The organism is uncultured Amaricoccus sp. (assembly GCF_937858865.1).
Classification (GTDB): domain Bacteria; phylum Pseudomonadota; class Alphaproteobacteria; order Rhodobacterales; family Rhodobacteraceae; genus Amaricoccus.
Genome location: NZ_CALLYO010000609.1, coordinates 1 through 13985, shown reverse-complemented (window position 1 = coordinate 13985; position 13985 = coordinate 1). Strand labels below are relative to the sequence as shown.

11 protein-coding genes are annotated in these 13985 nt (G+C 71.3%); 7 read left to right on the top strand and 4 right to left on the bottom strand.

Translation table 11 applies throughout. From position 1 onward, the window contains the following. Positions 1 to 1678 (bottom strand): non-homologous end-joining DNA ligase (gene ligD, locus Q0112_RS18190; RefSeq protein WP_297977462.1); only part of this gene is annotated, 1678 nt, incomplete at its 3' end. Positions 1679 to 1789: 111 nt separating this feature from the next. Between ligD and Q0112_RS18185 the strand changes: the two genes are divergently transcribed. The 3 genes from Q0112_RS18185 (at position 1790) to Q0112_RS18175 (ending at position 3911) form a co-directional block, all read left to right on the top strand. Then, on the top strand, positions 1790 to 2665 hold the full coding sequence (locus tag Q0112_RS18185; protein ID WP_297977460.1) for a 3-hydroxybutyryl-CoA dehydrogenase: 876 nt from the start codon (positions 1790 to 1792) through the stop codon (positions 2663 to 2665). A 118-nt stretch (positions 2666 to 2783) separates the two neighbouring features. After that, positions 2784 to 3341, top strand: coding sequence for a YceI family protein (locus Q0112_RS18180; protein ID WP_297977459.1), 558 nt, complete (start codon positions 2784 to 2786; stop codon positions 3339 to 3341). Continuing rightward, complete coding sequence (locus Q0112_RS18175) at positions 3342 to 3911, top strand: cytochrome b (RefSeq protein ID WP_297977458.1); 570 nt, start codon at positions 3342 to 3344, stop codon at positions 3909 to 3911. It begins immediately after the preceding gene. Between the two features lie 92 nt (positions 3912 to 4003). On the opposite strand, the gene Q0112_RS18170 is transcribed toward Q0112_RS18175, so the two are convergent. Together Q0112_RS18170 and Q0112_RS18165 are read right to left on the bottom strand one after the other, a co-directional pair. Continuing rightward, positions 4004 to 5671, bottom strand: coding sequence for a Na/Pi cotransporter family protein (locus Q0112_RS18170; RefSeq protein WP_297977457.1), 1668 nt, complete (start codon positions 5669 to 5671; stop codon positions 4004 to 4006). A gap of 124 nt (positions 5672 to 5795) precedes the next feature. Then, a complete protein-coding gene (locus Q0112_RS18165; RefSeq protein ID WP_297977456.1) occupies positions 5796 to 6803 on the bottom strand; it encodes a substrate-binding domain-containing protein in 1008 nt (335 codons plus the stop codon). A 184-nt stretch (positions 6804 to 6987) separates the two neighbouring features. Here Q0112_RS18165 and Q0112_RS18160 point away from each other — a divergent pair, with 184 nt between their 5' ends. The 4 genes from Q0112_RS18160 to Q0112_RS18145 all read left to right on the top strand — a co-directional run bounded on the left by Q0112_RS18160 (position 6988) and on the right by Q0112_RS18145 (position 12949). After that, positions 6988 to 8013, top strand: coding sequence for an ABC transporter substrate-binding protein (locus tag Q0112_RS18160; RefSeq protein ID WP_297977455.1), 1026 nt, complete (start codon positions 6988 to 6990; stop codon positions 8011 to 8013). 1 nt (position 8014) lies between these two features. Next, positions 8015 to 10285, top strand: a complete 2271-nt coding sequence (locus tag Q0112_RS18155) for an iron ABC transporter permease (RefSeq protein ID WP_297977454.1) — start codon at positions 8015 to 8017, stop codon at positions 10283 to 10285. A gap of 3 nt (positions 10286 to 10288) precedes the next feature. Next, positions 10289 to 11365, top strand: a complete 1077-nt coding sequence (locus Q0112_RS18150) for an ABC transporter ATP-binding protein (protein WP_297977453.1) — start codon at positions 10289 to 10291, stop codon at positions 11363 to 11365. Positions 11366 to 11479: 114 nt separating this feature from the next. Next, positions 11480 to 12949, top strand: a complete 1470-nt coding sequence (locus tag Q0112_RS18145) for a mannitol dehydrogenase family protein (protein ID WP_297977452.1) — start codon at positions 11480 to 11482, stop codon at positions 12947 to 12949. A gap of 156 nt (positions 12950 to 13105) precedes the next feature. Here Q0112_RS18145 and Q0112_RS18140 read toward each other — a convergent pair. Beyond that, on the bottom strand, positions 13106 to 13985 hold an 880-nt coding region (locus tag Q0112_RS18140), incomplete at its 5' end, for a 2'-deoxycytidine 5'-triphosphate deaminase (RefSeq protein WP_297977450.1).

Genomic DNA, 13985 nt, shown 5'->3' with positions numbered 1-13985 from the left:
GATGCGGCAGCATGAAGTCCCCCACCGCCGCATAATAGACCGCCACGTCGAGCTTGGTCGGCCCCGACCGGCCGAACAGCCGCCGCGTCGGATTGGTCACCCAGACCGTCGCCAGATCCGCCTCCGACACCAGCCGCTTCCGCTCCGGCGCCGCCTGCGCCGTCACCGCCACGTCGCGCAGCCCGACGAACACCCCGTGCCGCAGCGCCCCGTCCGAGGTCAGGTTCGAATACTGGATCCGCGCCGAGAGCACCGGCCGCACCGGCCGCACGTCCTTCGGCGCCCCGACGACGGTCAGCCCCGGATCCTCCAGCCCCCTCAGCCGCCCCAAGAGCTCCCCGAGCATCGCCGCATCGAACCCCGTCCCGACCTTGCCGCGATACCGGAGCTCGTCCCCGACCCACTCCCCCATCGCCAGCGCGCCCAGGCCCCCGGCCGCCTCCGACGCCGTATACCCCACGATGACGAAGTCGCCGTAGAGCTTCGCCTTGCTCTTGGTCCAGCTCTTCGACCGCCCCGCCTGATAGGCCGCCGTGACCCGCTTCGAGACCACCCCCTCGAGCCCCATCTGCGACACCTGCTCGTGGAAGTCCCGGCCCCCTCCCACCACATGGTCGCTGAACTGGATCGCCGAGCGCCCGGTCGCCCCGGCCAGCAGCTGCCGCAACAACTCCTTCCGCTCGACCAGCGCCACCGCCGCCAGGTTCCACCCGTCGAGCCGCACCAGGTCGAAGGCGAAGAACACCAGCTCGTTCCGCGCCTTCCGCGACAGCGCCTCCTGCAGCGCCGCGAACCGGCTCACCCCACCCGCGTCGAGCGCCACGACCTCCCCGTCGACCACCGCCTCCCGGCACGGCAGCGTCCGGAACGCATCCGCCAGATCCCCGTAGCGATGCGTCCAGTCGAGCCCGCCCCGCGTGATCAGCCGCACCGCCTCCCCGTCCCGGAAGGCCAGCGTCCGATACCCATCGAACTTGATCTCGTGCAGCCACTCGTCCCCCGCCGGCGGCTCCCCCACCTGCGTCGCCAGCTGCGGCGTCAGCCGCTCCGGCCCCGGCCCCTTCACCGCCCCCTTGAGCGCCCCCGGCCGCAGCCGCCGCGCCTTCGGCTCCGGCGCCCTCAGCTCCTCGATCCGCCGCCCCGACTTCACGCTCTCCGGCCGCTCGCTGAGGATGTCGCGCTCGGGATCCGCCCCGGCATCCTTCTCCTTGATGAGCAGCCAGTTCCGCTTCTTCTCCCCCGGCCGCGGCTTCAGCCGCACCAGCATCCAGCCGCCATGGAGCTTCTCCCCCGCCAGCCGGAACTTCAGCTCCCCCGCCTCCAGCCCGGCCTCGGCGTCCCCCATCGGCGCCCATGTGCCACTGTCCCAGACGATCATCGGCCCGCCGCCGTACTCCCCCTCCGGGATCACCGCCTCGAAGTCGATATACTCGACCGGATGGTCCTCGGTCTGGATCGCCAGCCGCCGGTCGGCCGGGTTGAGCGACGGCCCCTTGGGAACCGCCCAGCTCTTCAGCACGCCGCCGAGCTCCAGGCGCAGGTCGTAGTGATCCGCCGTCGCCTGGTGCTTGTGCACGACGAAGCGGGCGCCGCCCCCGGCCGGCGCCGCGCCGGCCGGCTCGCTCGTCCGCGAAAAGTCGCGCCTGGCGCGATACTCCCGGAGCGGCTGCCTGGCCATGGCCGCACGCTAGGCGAGCCACGCCGCGGGCGCAATCGGCCGCAAAGCCGTTGCGCCGCCCGGGGGGCGCACCTAAGGTGACGCGACTTCGCTCGCCAGGGACGGGATTCCATGGAAATCAGGCAGGTCGGCGTCATCGGCGCCGGACAGATGGGCAACGGCATCGCCCACGTCTTCGCCGTCGCCGGCTTCGACGTGGCGCTTCACGACGTCTCCGAGGAGGCGCTCGCCAGGGCGATGGAGATCATCCGCAGCCACCTCGACCGCCAGGTGGCGCGCGGCAAGCTGAGCGCCGAGGACCGCGACGCCGCGCTCGCGCGCATCCGCATCGAGCGCGAGCTCGCGCCGCTCGGCCGGAGCGACCTGGTGATCGAGGCCGCCACCGAGCGCGAGGCGCTCAAGCACCAGATCTTCAAGGAGCTCTCGCCGCACCTCGCGCCGCACACCATCCTGACCTCCAACACCTCCTCGATCTCGATCACCCGCCTCGCCTCCGGCACCGACCGGCCCGAGCGTTTCATGGGCTTCCACTTCATGAACCCGGTGCCGGTGATGCAGCTCGTCGAGCTCATCCGCGGCATCGCCACCGACGAGGAGACCTACAAGGTCCTGCTCGGGGTGGTCGACCGGATCGGCAAGACCGCCTCCTCGGCCGAGGACTTCCCCGCCTTCATCGTCAACCGCATCCTGGTGCCGATGATCAACGAGGCGGTCTACACCCTCTACGAGGGCGTCGGCACCGTCGCCTCGATCGACATGGCGCTGAAGCTCGGCGCCAACCACCCGATGGGTCCGCTCGAGCTCGCCGACTTCATCGGCCTCGACACCTGCCTCGCCATCATGAACGTGCTGCACGAGGGCCTCGCCGACACCAAGTACCGCCCCTGCCCGCTCCTGGTGAAATACGTCGAGGCCGGCTGGCTCGGCCGCAAGACCCGGCGCGGCTTCTACGACTACCGCGGCGAGCACCCCGTCCCGACCCGCTGAGCCTCGAAGGGCGCGCGTCTCGGCCGGCGGCGCCGGACACATTCGCAAGAGCAGTCACGCCGCCGGGCGATTCCGCGCTATCTTCGGAGGCGCGATCGAACCCCGGGGACAGCCCGCCATGCTGAAGTCGCTCCTCCTTCTCCTCGCCCTCCTGCCCGCCCCCGCGCTTGCCGCCGCCTGGAAGCTCGATCCCGCCACCCGCGTCACCACCGACGTCACCTGGGAGGGCAGGATCGTCGAGGTGCGCTTCCCCACCCTCTCCGGCAGCATCGACTTCGACCAGGCCCATCCCGAACGCGCCCGCGCCAGCATCAGCGTCGCCGCCGGCGACGCGACCACCGGCGTCGCCGTGGTCGACAGCCTGCTCCGCAGCCGCGACTATCTCGGCGCCGCGCAGTATCCGACGATCACCTTCCAGCTCGACAAGCTCACCCAGACCTCGAAGAGCACCGCCGAGGTCTCGGGGCGCATGACGCTCCGCGGCGTGACCCGGCCGGTCACCTTCCACGCCCAGGTCTTCGCCTACGGCCCGGCCAAGGACGACCCGGACCGCTTCGAGGCCGGCTTCGACCTCAGCGGAGCGGTCGACCGGACCGCCTTCGGCTCGACCGGCGGCGTCCCGGACGTCGCCTCGGTGCTGCCGGTGCGCATCCGCCTCCTGATGACCTCCCGCTAGATGCGCGCCTTCGACCGGCCGTCCGGCTGGGGCTGGGTCAGCCGCGCGCTGCACTGGGCGATGGCCGCGCTCATCCTCTTCCAGCTCGGCCTCGGCCTCTGGATGACCCGCTTCGTCCCCGACCTGCTCGCCCGCTTCACCCTCACCCAGACCCACAAGAGCTGGGGCACCGTCGTCTTCCTGCTCGCGCTCCTGCGCGTCGCCTGGCGCCTCGCGAACCGCGCCCGTCCGCCGCTCCCGCCGATGCCCGCCTGGCAGGCCGCCGCCGCCCGCGCCAGCCACGCCCTCCTCTATCTCTTCATGTTCCTGATGCCGCTCTCCGGCTGGCTCCTCGCCTCCGCCTCCCCGGTCCAGGACCTGCTCGGGATGGAGAACCTCGTCTTCGGCCGCTGGCCGCTCCCCGACCCCTTCGTCCCGGGCAGCGACCGCCTCGAGGCCACCCTCCACCTCGTCCACACCTGCCCCGCCCTCGCCCTCGCCCTCCTCCTCGCGCTCCACGCCGCCGCCGCCCTCCGCCACCAGTTCGTCGACCGCGACGACCTGCTCGCGCGCATGCTCTGGCGCCGTTAACGAAGGTTGCGATCCGGTTAACAAAAAATGGATTATGCAGGAAAATCAGTTACATGCCAAAGTGGGCACGCGTGCCCACCCCGTGCCCGGCGCTACTGGACGGCGCGCAGCCGCGACCCCCGGAGCAGCCCGCGCTCCTCGAGGATCGGATAGGCGATCGCCGCCAGCAGCGAGTTGATCTGCTTGAGATCCCGGATGGTGTCGAGATGGATGGTGCTCGTCTCGATGCTGCGCGGCGTCCCCTCGCTCAGCCGCCCGAAGTGGCGGTCGCTCGAGGCCTTCTCGAGATCGCGCAGCCGGTCCTTCTCCTCCACGATCTGCCGCGCCGTCTCGAGATCGCGCGAGACGAGCACGTTGAAGGCCAGCCGCGCCGTGGCCAGCACGCTGGCATGGATGCGCACCAGCTCGCTCCAGCCGTCCGGCGTGAACTGCAGCTCGTGCCGCGCCTTCTTCCTGACGTGGGCGAGCATGTTGCGCACGATGATGTCGCCCACCTGCTCGAGCTTCACGCAGGCCCCGAGCAGCTCCTGGCAGCGCGCCGTCTCCGCCGGCCCCAGCCCCGCCGCCGTCACCTTGGCGAGATAGAGCTTGATCGCCGCATGCTTGCGGTCCAGCCGGTCGTCGAGCGCCGCCAGCGCCCGGATCCGCTCCTCCTCCGGATCCTCGTAGAGCGCGATCACCTGGCCCAGCATCAGCTCGACCAGCTCGCAGGTGCGCACCACCTCGCGCGTCGCATTGGCCAGCGCCTGCGCCGGCAGCCCGATCACCGCCTCGTCGAGCGCCGAGACCTCGACCTCCGCCAGCGGCGCCGGCGCCGCCGGCGCCGTGGTCAGCCGCACCATCCGCTCCGAGGCGGCATAGGCGAGCCGCGAGAGCGGCAGCCCGAAGACGAGGATGATGAGGTTGAAGAGCAGGTGCGCATTCACCACCCGCGCCGCCCCGTGATCGCCGAGAAAGCCGAGCGCCGGCCGGAACTCGAGAAAGAGCAGCAGCAGCGCCAGCGACCCCAGCCCGCGCATCAAGAGGTTGCCGACCGGCACCACCCGCGCCGCCGGCGACATGCCGCGGGTCAGGATCGGCGCGATGATCGAGCTCCCGAGGTTCACCCCGAGCACCAGCACGATCGCCAGATCCCCCGGGATGATGTCCCGCCCGGCCAGCGCCGCCAGCAGCAGGATCGCGGCGATCGAGGAGTGGAAGAGCCAGGTGACGACCGCGGCCAGCGCATAGGCCGTGACCGGATCGCCCGCGAAATACCCCACCACCGCCGGCAGCGCCGGGCTGTCGCGCAACGGCTCCGAGGCCGTGCCGATCATCTCGAGCGAGAGCAGCAGCAGCCCCGCGCCGATCAGGATCCGCCCGACCTGCCGGAATTCCCGCCGCTCGGTGACCATGAAGAGCGTGGTCCCCGCGATCAGCGCCACCGGCACGAAGAGCGAGAGATCGAAGGTCAGGAGCTTCGCGACCAGCGCCGAGCCCACCTCCGCCCCGCGGACCGCGAGCTGCCCGGTCAGCCCGCCCACCATCCCCGACCCGGCGAAGGAGGAGACGAGCAGCGTGACCGCGGTCGAGCTCTGGAAGGCGATCGCGAGCGCCGTGCCGAGCAGCACCGCCAGCAGCGGCCGGTCCATCGTGCGCCGCAGCTTCAGCCGCAGCACCTCGCCATAGGCGCGCTCCACCCCCGTCCGCACCATCCGCGTCGCATAGAGCATGAGCGCCACCGCACCGCCGAGATGCAGCAGGACCACCGACCCGGTCACCGCGATCGCGACTCCGCGCAGGCCGCCAGGCAGAGGGGGCACGAACCGATACGCATCCGGGCATGCTTGCACGCGCGTGCACGAAAAGCAACAGCGCCCCCCGCCCTGCGCTTCCCGCCGCTCACTACTGCGGGCGGACCGAGCGCCGCCAGACCGGCGTCACGTCGAAGCAGCTCTGCCCGGCCGGCGCCGCCGGGTCGGAGACGAGCCGGATCACCTGGTCCGCGATCGCCGTGACCGGCTGGCGGAAGGTGGTGAGATTGTAGGAGGCCCAGCCGGCCTGCTCGATGTCGTCGAAGCCGACGACGCAGAGATCGCCCGGGACGTCGAGGCCGAACTCCCGGCGCGCGGCGTCCATGAAGCCGCAGGCGAGAAGGTCGGTGACGCAGAAGGCCGCGTCCGGCCGCCCCGAGCCGCTGAGAAGCCGCCGCCCCGCCTCGAAGCCCGCGGCATAGCCGGTCGGCCCGGCCCGGACCACCCGCGCCTCGAGCCCCCGCTCCGCCGCCGCCGCGGCGAAGGCGCGCTCGCGGGCGAGAAGGCTCGGCGTGCCCGCGGTCGAGGAGACGACGGCGATCCGCCGGCAGCCGCAGCGGTGGAGCATGTGCAACGCCTCGCGCGCCGCCCCGGCATTGTCGACCGAGAGGTTGATCGGCCCCGCTATCTCGTCGTCCCGGTTGATGAGGATCACCCGCTGGCCGCTGTTGATGCAGGTGGTGACCAGCGCCGCCGGCGGCGTGCCCGAGAGGACGATGGTGGCGGCGGCGCGATAGTTCAGCGTCTGGCGCAGCGCCGCCTCGGCGTCGCCGCTCGCCCCCGAGGTGTTGATGACCATCGCCACCCGGTCGATCCCCTGCAGCCGCCGCGTCAGCGCGTCGAGCATGCGCGACTGATAGGGGGTCGCGACGTCGGCGACGATCAGGCAGACGATGCCGCTCTGCTCCTGGATCAGGCTCCGCGCCAGGTGGTTGACGTGGTAGCCGAGCTCCTCCGCCGCCCGCAGCACCTTGCGCCGGGTCGCCTCCGACACGCTGGCGCCATTGGTGAAGGTGCGCGACACCGCCGAGCGCGAGACGCCGGCGAGGTCGGCCACCTGCCGGGCACTGACGAAGGATCTGCGTCTCGAATCGACCACGGGGTTTCCTGCACGCTCCCCCGCGTGCGCCACCTTTGCCCACCTGTGCATGATTGCCGTCCCCTTCCGCGCAGGCAAGCCGGATTCGCGCGGCATCCGGCTGAACGCGATTGCAATGGCCGCGGATTCGCCCGACGCTGCGCGGGCCGCCGCGAAGAGCGGCCCGCCACGGGAGGAACCTCGCATGCACAAGCTCATGATGTCGTCGGGCGCGATCGCGCTTCTCGCCACCCTCGGCCAGGCGCCGGCGCGCGCCGACAGCCTCACGCTCTACTGCGCCGCCGACGAGGCCTGGTGCCAGCTGATGGCCAAGGACTTCGAGGCCGAGACCGGCATCACCGTCGACATGACCCGCAAGAGCTCGGGCGAGATCTACGCCCAGGTGAAGGCCGAGTCCGAAAACCCCAAGGGCGACATCTGGTGGGCCGGCACCGGCGACCCGCACCTGCAGGCCGCCCAGGAGGAGCTGACCGAACAATACGAGTCGCCGATGATGGCCGAGCTGCACGACTGGGCGATCAAGCAGGCCGAGGCCGGCGACCACCGCACCGTCGGCGTCTACTCCGGCGCCCTCGGCTTCGGCTACAACAAGGATCTGCTCGCCAAGAACAACCTGCCCGAGCCGAAGTGCTGGGCCGACCTGATCAAGCCCGAGTTCAAGGGCCACATCCAGATCGCCAACCCGAACTCCTCCGGCACCGCCTACACCATGCTCGCGACCATCGTGCAGCTCATGGGCGAGGAGGAGGGCTTCGAGTACATGAAGGCGCTGCACAAGAACATCAACCAGTACACCAAGTCGGGCTCCGCCCCGATCAAGGCCGCCGGCCTCGGCGAGACGACCATCGGCATCGTCTTCCTGCACGACGCCGTCGCCCAGGCCGCCGCCGGCTTCCCGATCGTCCCCGTCGCCCCCTGCGAGGGCACCGGCTACGAGATCGGCTCCATGTCGATCATCGCCGGCGCCCGCAACGAGGACGAGGCGAAGAAGTTCTACGACTGGGCCCTGACCGCCGACGTCCAGTCCCGCGCCCAGACGGTCAACTCCTTCCAGCTGCCCTCGAACAAGAGCGCCACCCAGTCGCCGCTCGCGCCCGACCTCTCGACGATCAAGCTCATCGACTACGACTTCGCCAAGTTCGGCTCGTCCGAGGAGCGCAAGCGCCTGCTCTCCAAGTGGGACGAGGAGGTCGCCTCGCTGCCGCAGTAGCGTGCCGCCGCCCGCCCGCATCCGCCCGCTCGACCCGACCGCCGCCCTCTGGACGGCGGTCGGCCTCGTCGGCTTCTGCCTCCTCCCCTGGTACGCCGTCGACGGCGGCTTCTGGACCTTCCGCTGGCTGCTCGACGGCTGGCCGCTCGACGAGGACGCGGCCCCCGCCCTCTTCCTCGTCCTCCAGGGCGAAAAGCCCTGGCTCGCCCCCCTCGGCCTGATCCTCCTCCTGCCGCTCCTCGCCTGGCGACGGCCGAAGGCCGACCCCGCCTTCGCCCGGCTGATGGTCGTGATCGGCGCCCTCGGCCTCGGCTGGCTCCTCATCCAGGGCTTCGCCATCGGCCACCGCGGCTGGCGCTACGACTGGCTCGAGGCCCTCTTCGGCGACCTCGACTGGCGCCAGTTCGGCATGGGCTACGGCGCCCTCCTGACCGCGCTGGCCTTCCTCTTCCTCCTCACCCTCGGCATCGCCGCCCGCGGCGCCGTCGGCGGCGACGTCTTCGTCGTCGGCTCGATCGGCTTCGTCATCGCCACCGTCGCGCTCTTCGTCTTCATGCCGATCGTGCAGATGCTCCTCAACGCCTTCGTCACCGACGAGGGCGCCTACTCCCTCGCCGCCTTCGGCCGGCGTCTCTTCAGCGACCGCCTCTGGTCGCTCGGCTGCCTGACCGGTGGCCCGCGCTGCGGCGTCGCCTGGAACTCCTTCTTCCTCGCCGTCCTCGTCGGGATCCTCTCGACGCTCCTCGGCCTCGCCTTCGCCCTCGTCGCCACCCGCACCGGCTTCCGCTTCCGCCGCATCCTGCGCGCGCTGACGATCCTGCCGATCATCACGCCCGCCTTCGTCATCGGCCTCGCCGTCATCCTCCTCTTCGGCCTCTCCGGCTTCTTCACCCAGCTCTCGGCCGAGCTCTTCGGCACCCAGCCCACCCGCTGGGTCTACGGCCTCCCCGGCCTCCTCATCGCCCAGACGCTGGCCTTCACCCCCATCGCCTTCCTCGTCCTCATCGGCGTCGTCGAGGGCGTCAGCCCCTCGATGGAGGAAGCCGCCCAGACCCTCCGCGCCGGCCGCTGGCAGACCTTCGCGACCGTCACCCTGCCGCTCATGCGCCCCGGCCTCGCCAACGCCTTCCTCCTCGGCTTCATCGAGTCGATGGCCGACTTCGGCAACCCGCTGGTCCTCGGGGGCAACTTCGACGTCCTCTCGACCGAGATCTTCTTCGCCATCGTCGGCGCCCAGAACGACCCCGGCATGGCCGCCACCCTCGCCGTCGTCCTCCTCGTCTTCACGCTGGCCGCCTTCTACGCCCAGCGCTTCTGGCTCGGCCGCCGCTCCTACACCACCGTCTCCGGCAAGGGCGACGCCGGCATCCACCCCCTCCTGCCGCGCCCCCTCCGCATCACCCTCTACGCCGTCGTCGGCTTCTGGGTGGCGCTGACCCTCGTCGTCTACGGCACCATCGTCTACGGCAGCTTCGTGAAGCTCTGGGGTGTCGACATGAGCCTGACGCTCACCCACTACATCAAGGCCTTCGGCATCGCCTGGACCGACCACGGCCTGCTCTGGCGCGGCTCGGCCTGGTCCTCCTTCTGGACCACGATCTGGATCTCGCTCGTCTCCGCCCCCCTGACCGCCGCCATCGGCCTCCTCACCGCCTGGCTCCTCGTCCGCCAGGACTTCCGGGCCAAGCGCGCCTTCGAGTTCGGGACGATGCTCTCCTTCGCCATCCCCGGCACGGTGATCGGCGTCTCCTACGTCATCGCCTTCAACGTGCCGCCGATCGAGCTGACCGGCACCGGCATCATCCTCGTCCTCTCCTTCATCTTCCGCAACATGCCGGTCGGCGTGCGCGCCGGCATCGCCTCGATGGCGCAGATCGACAAGAGCCTCGACGAGAGCTCGCTCACGCTGGGCGCCGGCTCCTTCGCCACCCTGCGCCGCATCGTCCTGCCGCTGCTGAAGCCCGCGATCCTCGCCGCCCTCGTCTATTCCTTCGTCCGCGCCATGACCGCGATCAGCGCCGTCATCTTCCTCGTCTCCGGCCGCTACGACATGGCGACGAGCTACATCGTCGGCCGCGTCGAGAACAACGAGTACGGCATCGCCATCGCCTACGCGACCGTGCTCATCCTCGTCATGCTCGCCGTCATCGGCGTCATGCAGCTCCTCGTCGGCACCCGCGCCATCGGCCGCCGCGGCACCGGCGGCCCCGGCCTCTCGGGGATGCGCACCAACATGCCGCCGCAGGGCGCGGCCCTCACCGGAGCAGGCTGAGCCATGGTCACCCTCACCGGCAAGGCCGCCTCCGTCGCCTTCGACCGCGTCACCAAGGTCTACCCCGGCGGCACCACCCCGGCCGTCAACGACGTCTCCTTCACCATCGAGGCCGGCACCCTCGTCACCCTCCTCGGCCCCTCCGGCTGCGGCAAGACGACGACGCTGCGCATGATCGCCGGCCTCGAGATGCCGACCTCGGGCCGCATCCGGATCGGCGACGGCGACGTCACCACCCTGCCCGCCACCGACCGCGACGTCTCGATGGTCTTCCAGTCCTACGCCCTCTTCCCGCACATGACGGTGATGGAGAACGTCTCCTACGGCCTGCGCTTCTCCGGCCACGACCGGCGCGAGACCGCCGCCCGCGCCGCCGCCGGCCTGGCGCTCGTCGGCCTCACCGGCTTCGAGACCCGCTTCCCCTCCGAGCTCTCCGGCGGCCAGCAGCAGCGCGTCGCCGTCGCCCGCGCCCTCGTCCTCGAGCCGCAGGTCCTGCTCTTCGACGAGCCCCTCTCCAACCTCGACGCCAAGCTCCGCCGCCGCGTCCGCGACGAGATCCGCGAGCTGCAGCAGAAGCTCGGGCTCACCGTCGTCTACGTCACCCACGACCAGGAGGAGGCCCTCGCCGTCTCCGACCGCATCATCGTCATGGACCGCGCCGTCATCGCCCAGGAGGGCACCCCGCGCGAGCTCTACGACGCCCCGGCCACCGCCTTCGTCGCCGACTTCATCGGCGAATCGAACGTCCTCCCCTGCGAGATCGCCGCCGTTGCCGGCACCACCGCCGAGGTCCGCGCCGGCCCGGTCACCCTCTCCCTTCCCGCCCGCGGCCTCGCTCCCGGCCCCGCCCGCCTCTCGGTCCGCCCGAACCGCCTCGCCCTCGTCGACGAGGGCGCGCCGAACAGCCTGCCCGCCGCCGTCGCCAAGACCACCTACGCCGGCAGCCGCAACGAGATCGCCGTCGAGACCGAGCTCGGCCCGGTCTTCCTCGTCTCCCCCGACACCGCCACACTCCCCGCCCCCGGCGCCCGCGTCGCCATCGCCTTCGCCCCCGCCGGCGCCGTCCTCCTGCTCGGCTGAGGCCGCCGTGCCGGCGTTGCCACCGGCGCGGGCAAGTGCCTATCATGCCGCCCGAGGCGCCCGCGCCGCCGCGCGAGGCCGCCCGCCGTTCCTTACCCGAGGAGGTCCACCGCGATGGCCGTTCCCCTGTCGCTCAAGGCGCTGCCCGAGCTCCCCGCCGCCGTCGCCCGCCCCGCCTACGCCCGCGCCGACCTGTCCCCCGGCATCCTCCATTTCGGCATCGGCAACTTCCACCGCGCCCACCTGCAGATCTACCTCGACCGGCTGATGAACGTTGGCAAGGCCCGCGACTGGGCCATCGTCGGCGCCGGCGTCACCCCCTACGACACCGCCATGCGCGACGACCTCGCCCGCCAGGACTGGCTCTCGACCGTGGTCGAACAGTCGGCGGCGACCTCCTCCGCCCGCGTCACCGGCGTGATGACCGACTTCCTGCCGCCGATGGACGGCCGCGCCATCACCGCCGCCCTCGCCGACCCGAAGATCCGCATCGTCTCGCTCACCGTCACCGAGGGCGGCTACTTCGTGAACCCCGCCCTCGGCAAGTTCGACCCCGAGAGCCCGGCCATCGTCGCCGACGCGCGGAACCCGGGCGACCCGAAGACCGTCTTCGGCCTCATCCTCGCCGGCCTCAAGGCCCGCCGCGCCGCCGGCACCCCGCCCTTCACCGTCATGTCCTGCGACAACGTCCCCCATAACGGCAACGTCTGCCGCGACGCCGTCGCCGGCCTCGCCGCCGCCCAGGACCCGGGCTTCGCCGCCTGGGTGCGCGACAGCGTCGCCTTCCCGAACGCCATGGTCGACCGCATCGCGACCGCGACCTCCGACCGCGAGCGGCGGATCACCCGCGAGGAGTTCGGCATCGAGGACGCCCGGCCGGTCTTCTGCGAGGACTTCATCCAGTGGGTGGTCGAGGACGAATTCCCCGCCGGCCGCCCCGCCTTCGAGGAGGTGGGCGCCGAATACGTCAAGGACGTCACCCCTTGGGAGATGATGAAGATCCGCATCCTGAACGGCGGGCATGCGATCATCGCCTACCCCTCCGGCCTCCTCGACATCCACTTCGTGCACGAGGGGATGCAGCACCCGCTCGTCCGCGCCTTCCTGCAGAAGGTCGAGCGCGACGAGATCATCCCGATCGTGCCCCCGGTGCCGAACACCGACCTCGACGGCTACTTCCGCAAGGTCGAGGAGCGCTGCCTCAACCCGAAGATCGGCGACACCATCCGCCGCCTCTGCCTCGACGGCTCGAACCGCCAGCCGAAGTTCATCGTCCCCTCGGTCGCCGACCGCCTCGCCCGCGGCCTGCCCGTCGAGGGCCTCGCCCTCTCCTCCGCCCTCTGGGCCCGCTACTGCGCCGGCCGCACCGACTCCGGCGCCACGATCGAGCCGAACGATCCGAGCTGGGACCGCCTCGTCGCCCAGGCCGAGGCCGCCCGCATCGACCCGCCAGCCTGGCTCGCCATGCGCGACATCTACGGCGCCGTCGCCGACGCCCCCGCCTTCCGCGACGCCTTCACCCGCTGGCTCGCCACCCTCTGGTCGGACGGCACCGAGACGACGCTCAAGCGGTACATCGGCTGATCCGGACCGGGCGGGATGACCCGTATGGTCGCCGGCTGCCAATGAAGATCAGGTTAATGCCGGAGCGGTAACTTAGCGATTTCAATGGCTTGCACGGAGTCGCACGCGTGCGACTCCGTGCAAGCGACCCCGCTCAGCGAAGCGACGGTTGCCGTATCAGGGCGCGCGGAAGTGCTTCGAGAGCTTCAGGCCCTGCCCCTGGTAGTTCGAGCCCATGTCGCGGCCGTAGAGGATCTCCGGCCGCTCGGCCATCCGCTCGTAGACGAGCCGCCCCACCACCTGGCCGTGGTCGAGCGCGAAGGGCGCCTCGTGGCAGCGCACCTCGAGCACCCCGCGCGAGCCCGTCCCGCCCGCGCCCGCGTGCCCGAACCCGGGATCGAAGAAGCCGGCGTAATGCACGCGGAACTCGCCCACCATGGCGAGATAGGGCGCCATCTCCGCCGCATAGTCGGGCGGCACATGCACCGCTTCGCGGCTGACCAGGATGTAGAAGGCCCCGGGATCGAGGATGATCCGCCCGTCCCGCGCCGTGACCGGCTCCCAATAGTCCGCCGGGTCGTAGTGGCCGACCCGGTCGAGGTCGATCAGCCCGGTGTGCGGCTTCGCCCGGTAGCCGACGACGCCTGCGTCCCGCGCGAGATCGACCGAGAAGGCCAGCCCGCCCGCGACATGCGCCGGCCCGTCGACCAGCCGCTCGCGGTCGTTGAGCGCGCGCAGCGCCGCATCGTCGAGCGTCGCGTCGCCGGCCCGGAAGCGGATCTGGTTGAGCCGCATCCCCGGCCGGACGACGACCGAGAAGGAGCGCGGCGAGATCTCGGCGTAGAGCGGCCCGTGGTAGCCTGCCTCGATCCGGTCGAACTCGCGCCCCCGGTCGGTGATGAGCCGGGTGAAGAGATCGAGCCGCCCGGTCGAGCTCTTGGCATTGGCGACCGCGCGCAGCCCCTCCGGCAGCGCCAGCCCCTCGACCAGCGGCACCACGTAGACGCAGCCCTTCTCGAGCACCGCGCCGCCGGCGAGGTCGAAGCGATGCATGGTG

Bases quoted from the DNA above. Each gene is read 5' to 3' on its own strand.
- Q0112_RS18185 (WP_297977460.1), top strand. From the start codon at position 1,790: ATGGAAATCAGGCAGGTCGGCGTCATCGGCGCCGGACAGATGGGCAAC.
- Q0112_RS18180 (WP_297977459.1), top strand. From the start codon at position 2,784: ATGCTGAAGTCGCTCCTCCTTCTCCTCGCCCTCCTGCCCGCCCCCGCG.
- Q0112_RS18175 (WP_297977458.1), top strand. From the start codon at position 3,342: ATGCGCGCCTTCGACCGGCCGTCCGGCTGGGGCTGGGTCAGCCGCGCG.
- Q0112_RS18160 (WP_297977455.1), top strand. From the start codon at position 6,988: ATGCACAAGCTCATGATGTCGTCGGGCGCGATCGCGCTTCTCGCCACC.
- Q0112_RS18150 (WP_297977453.1), top strand. From the start codon at position 10,289: ATGGTCACCCTCACCGGCAAGGCCGCCTCCGTCGCCTTCGACCGCGTC.
- Q0112_RS18145 (WP_297977452.1), top strand. From the start codon at position 11,480: ATGGCCGTTCCCCTGTCGCTCAAGGCGCTGCCCGAGCTCCCCGCCGCC.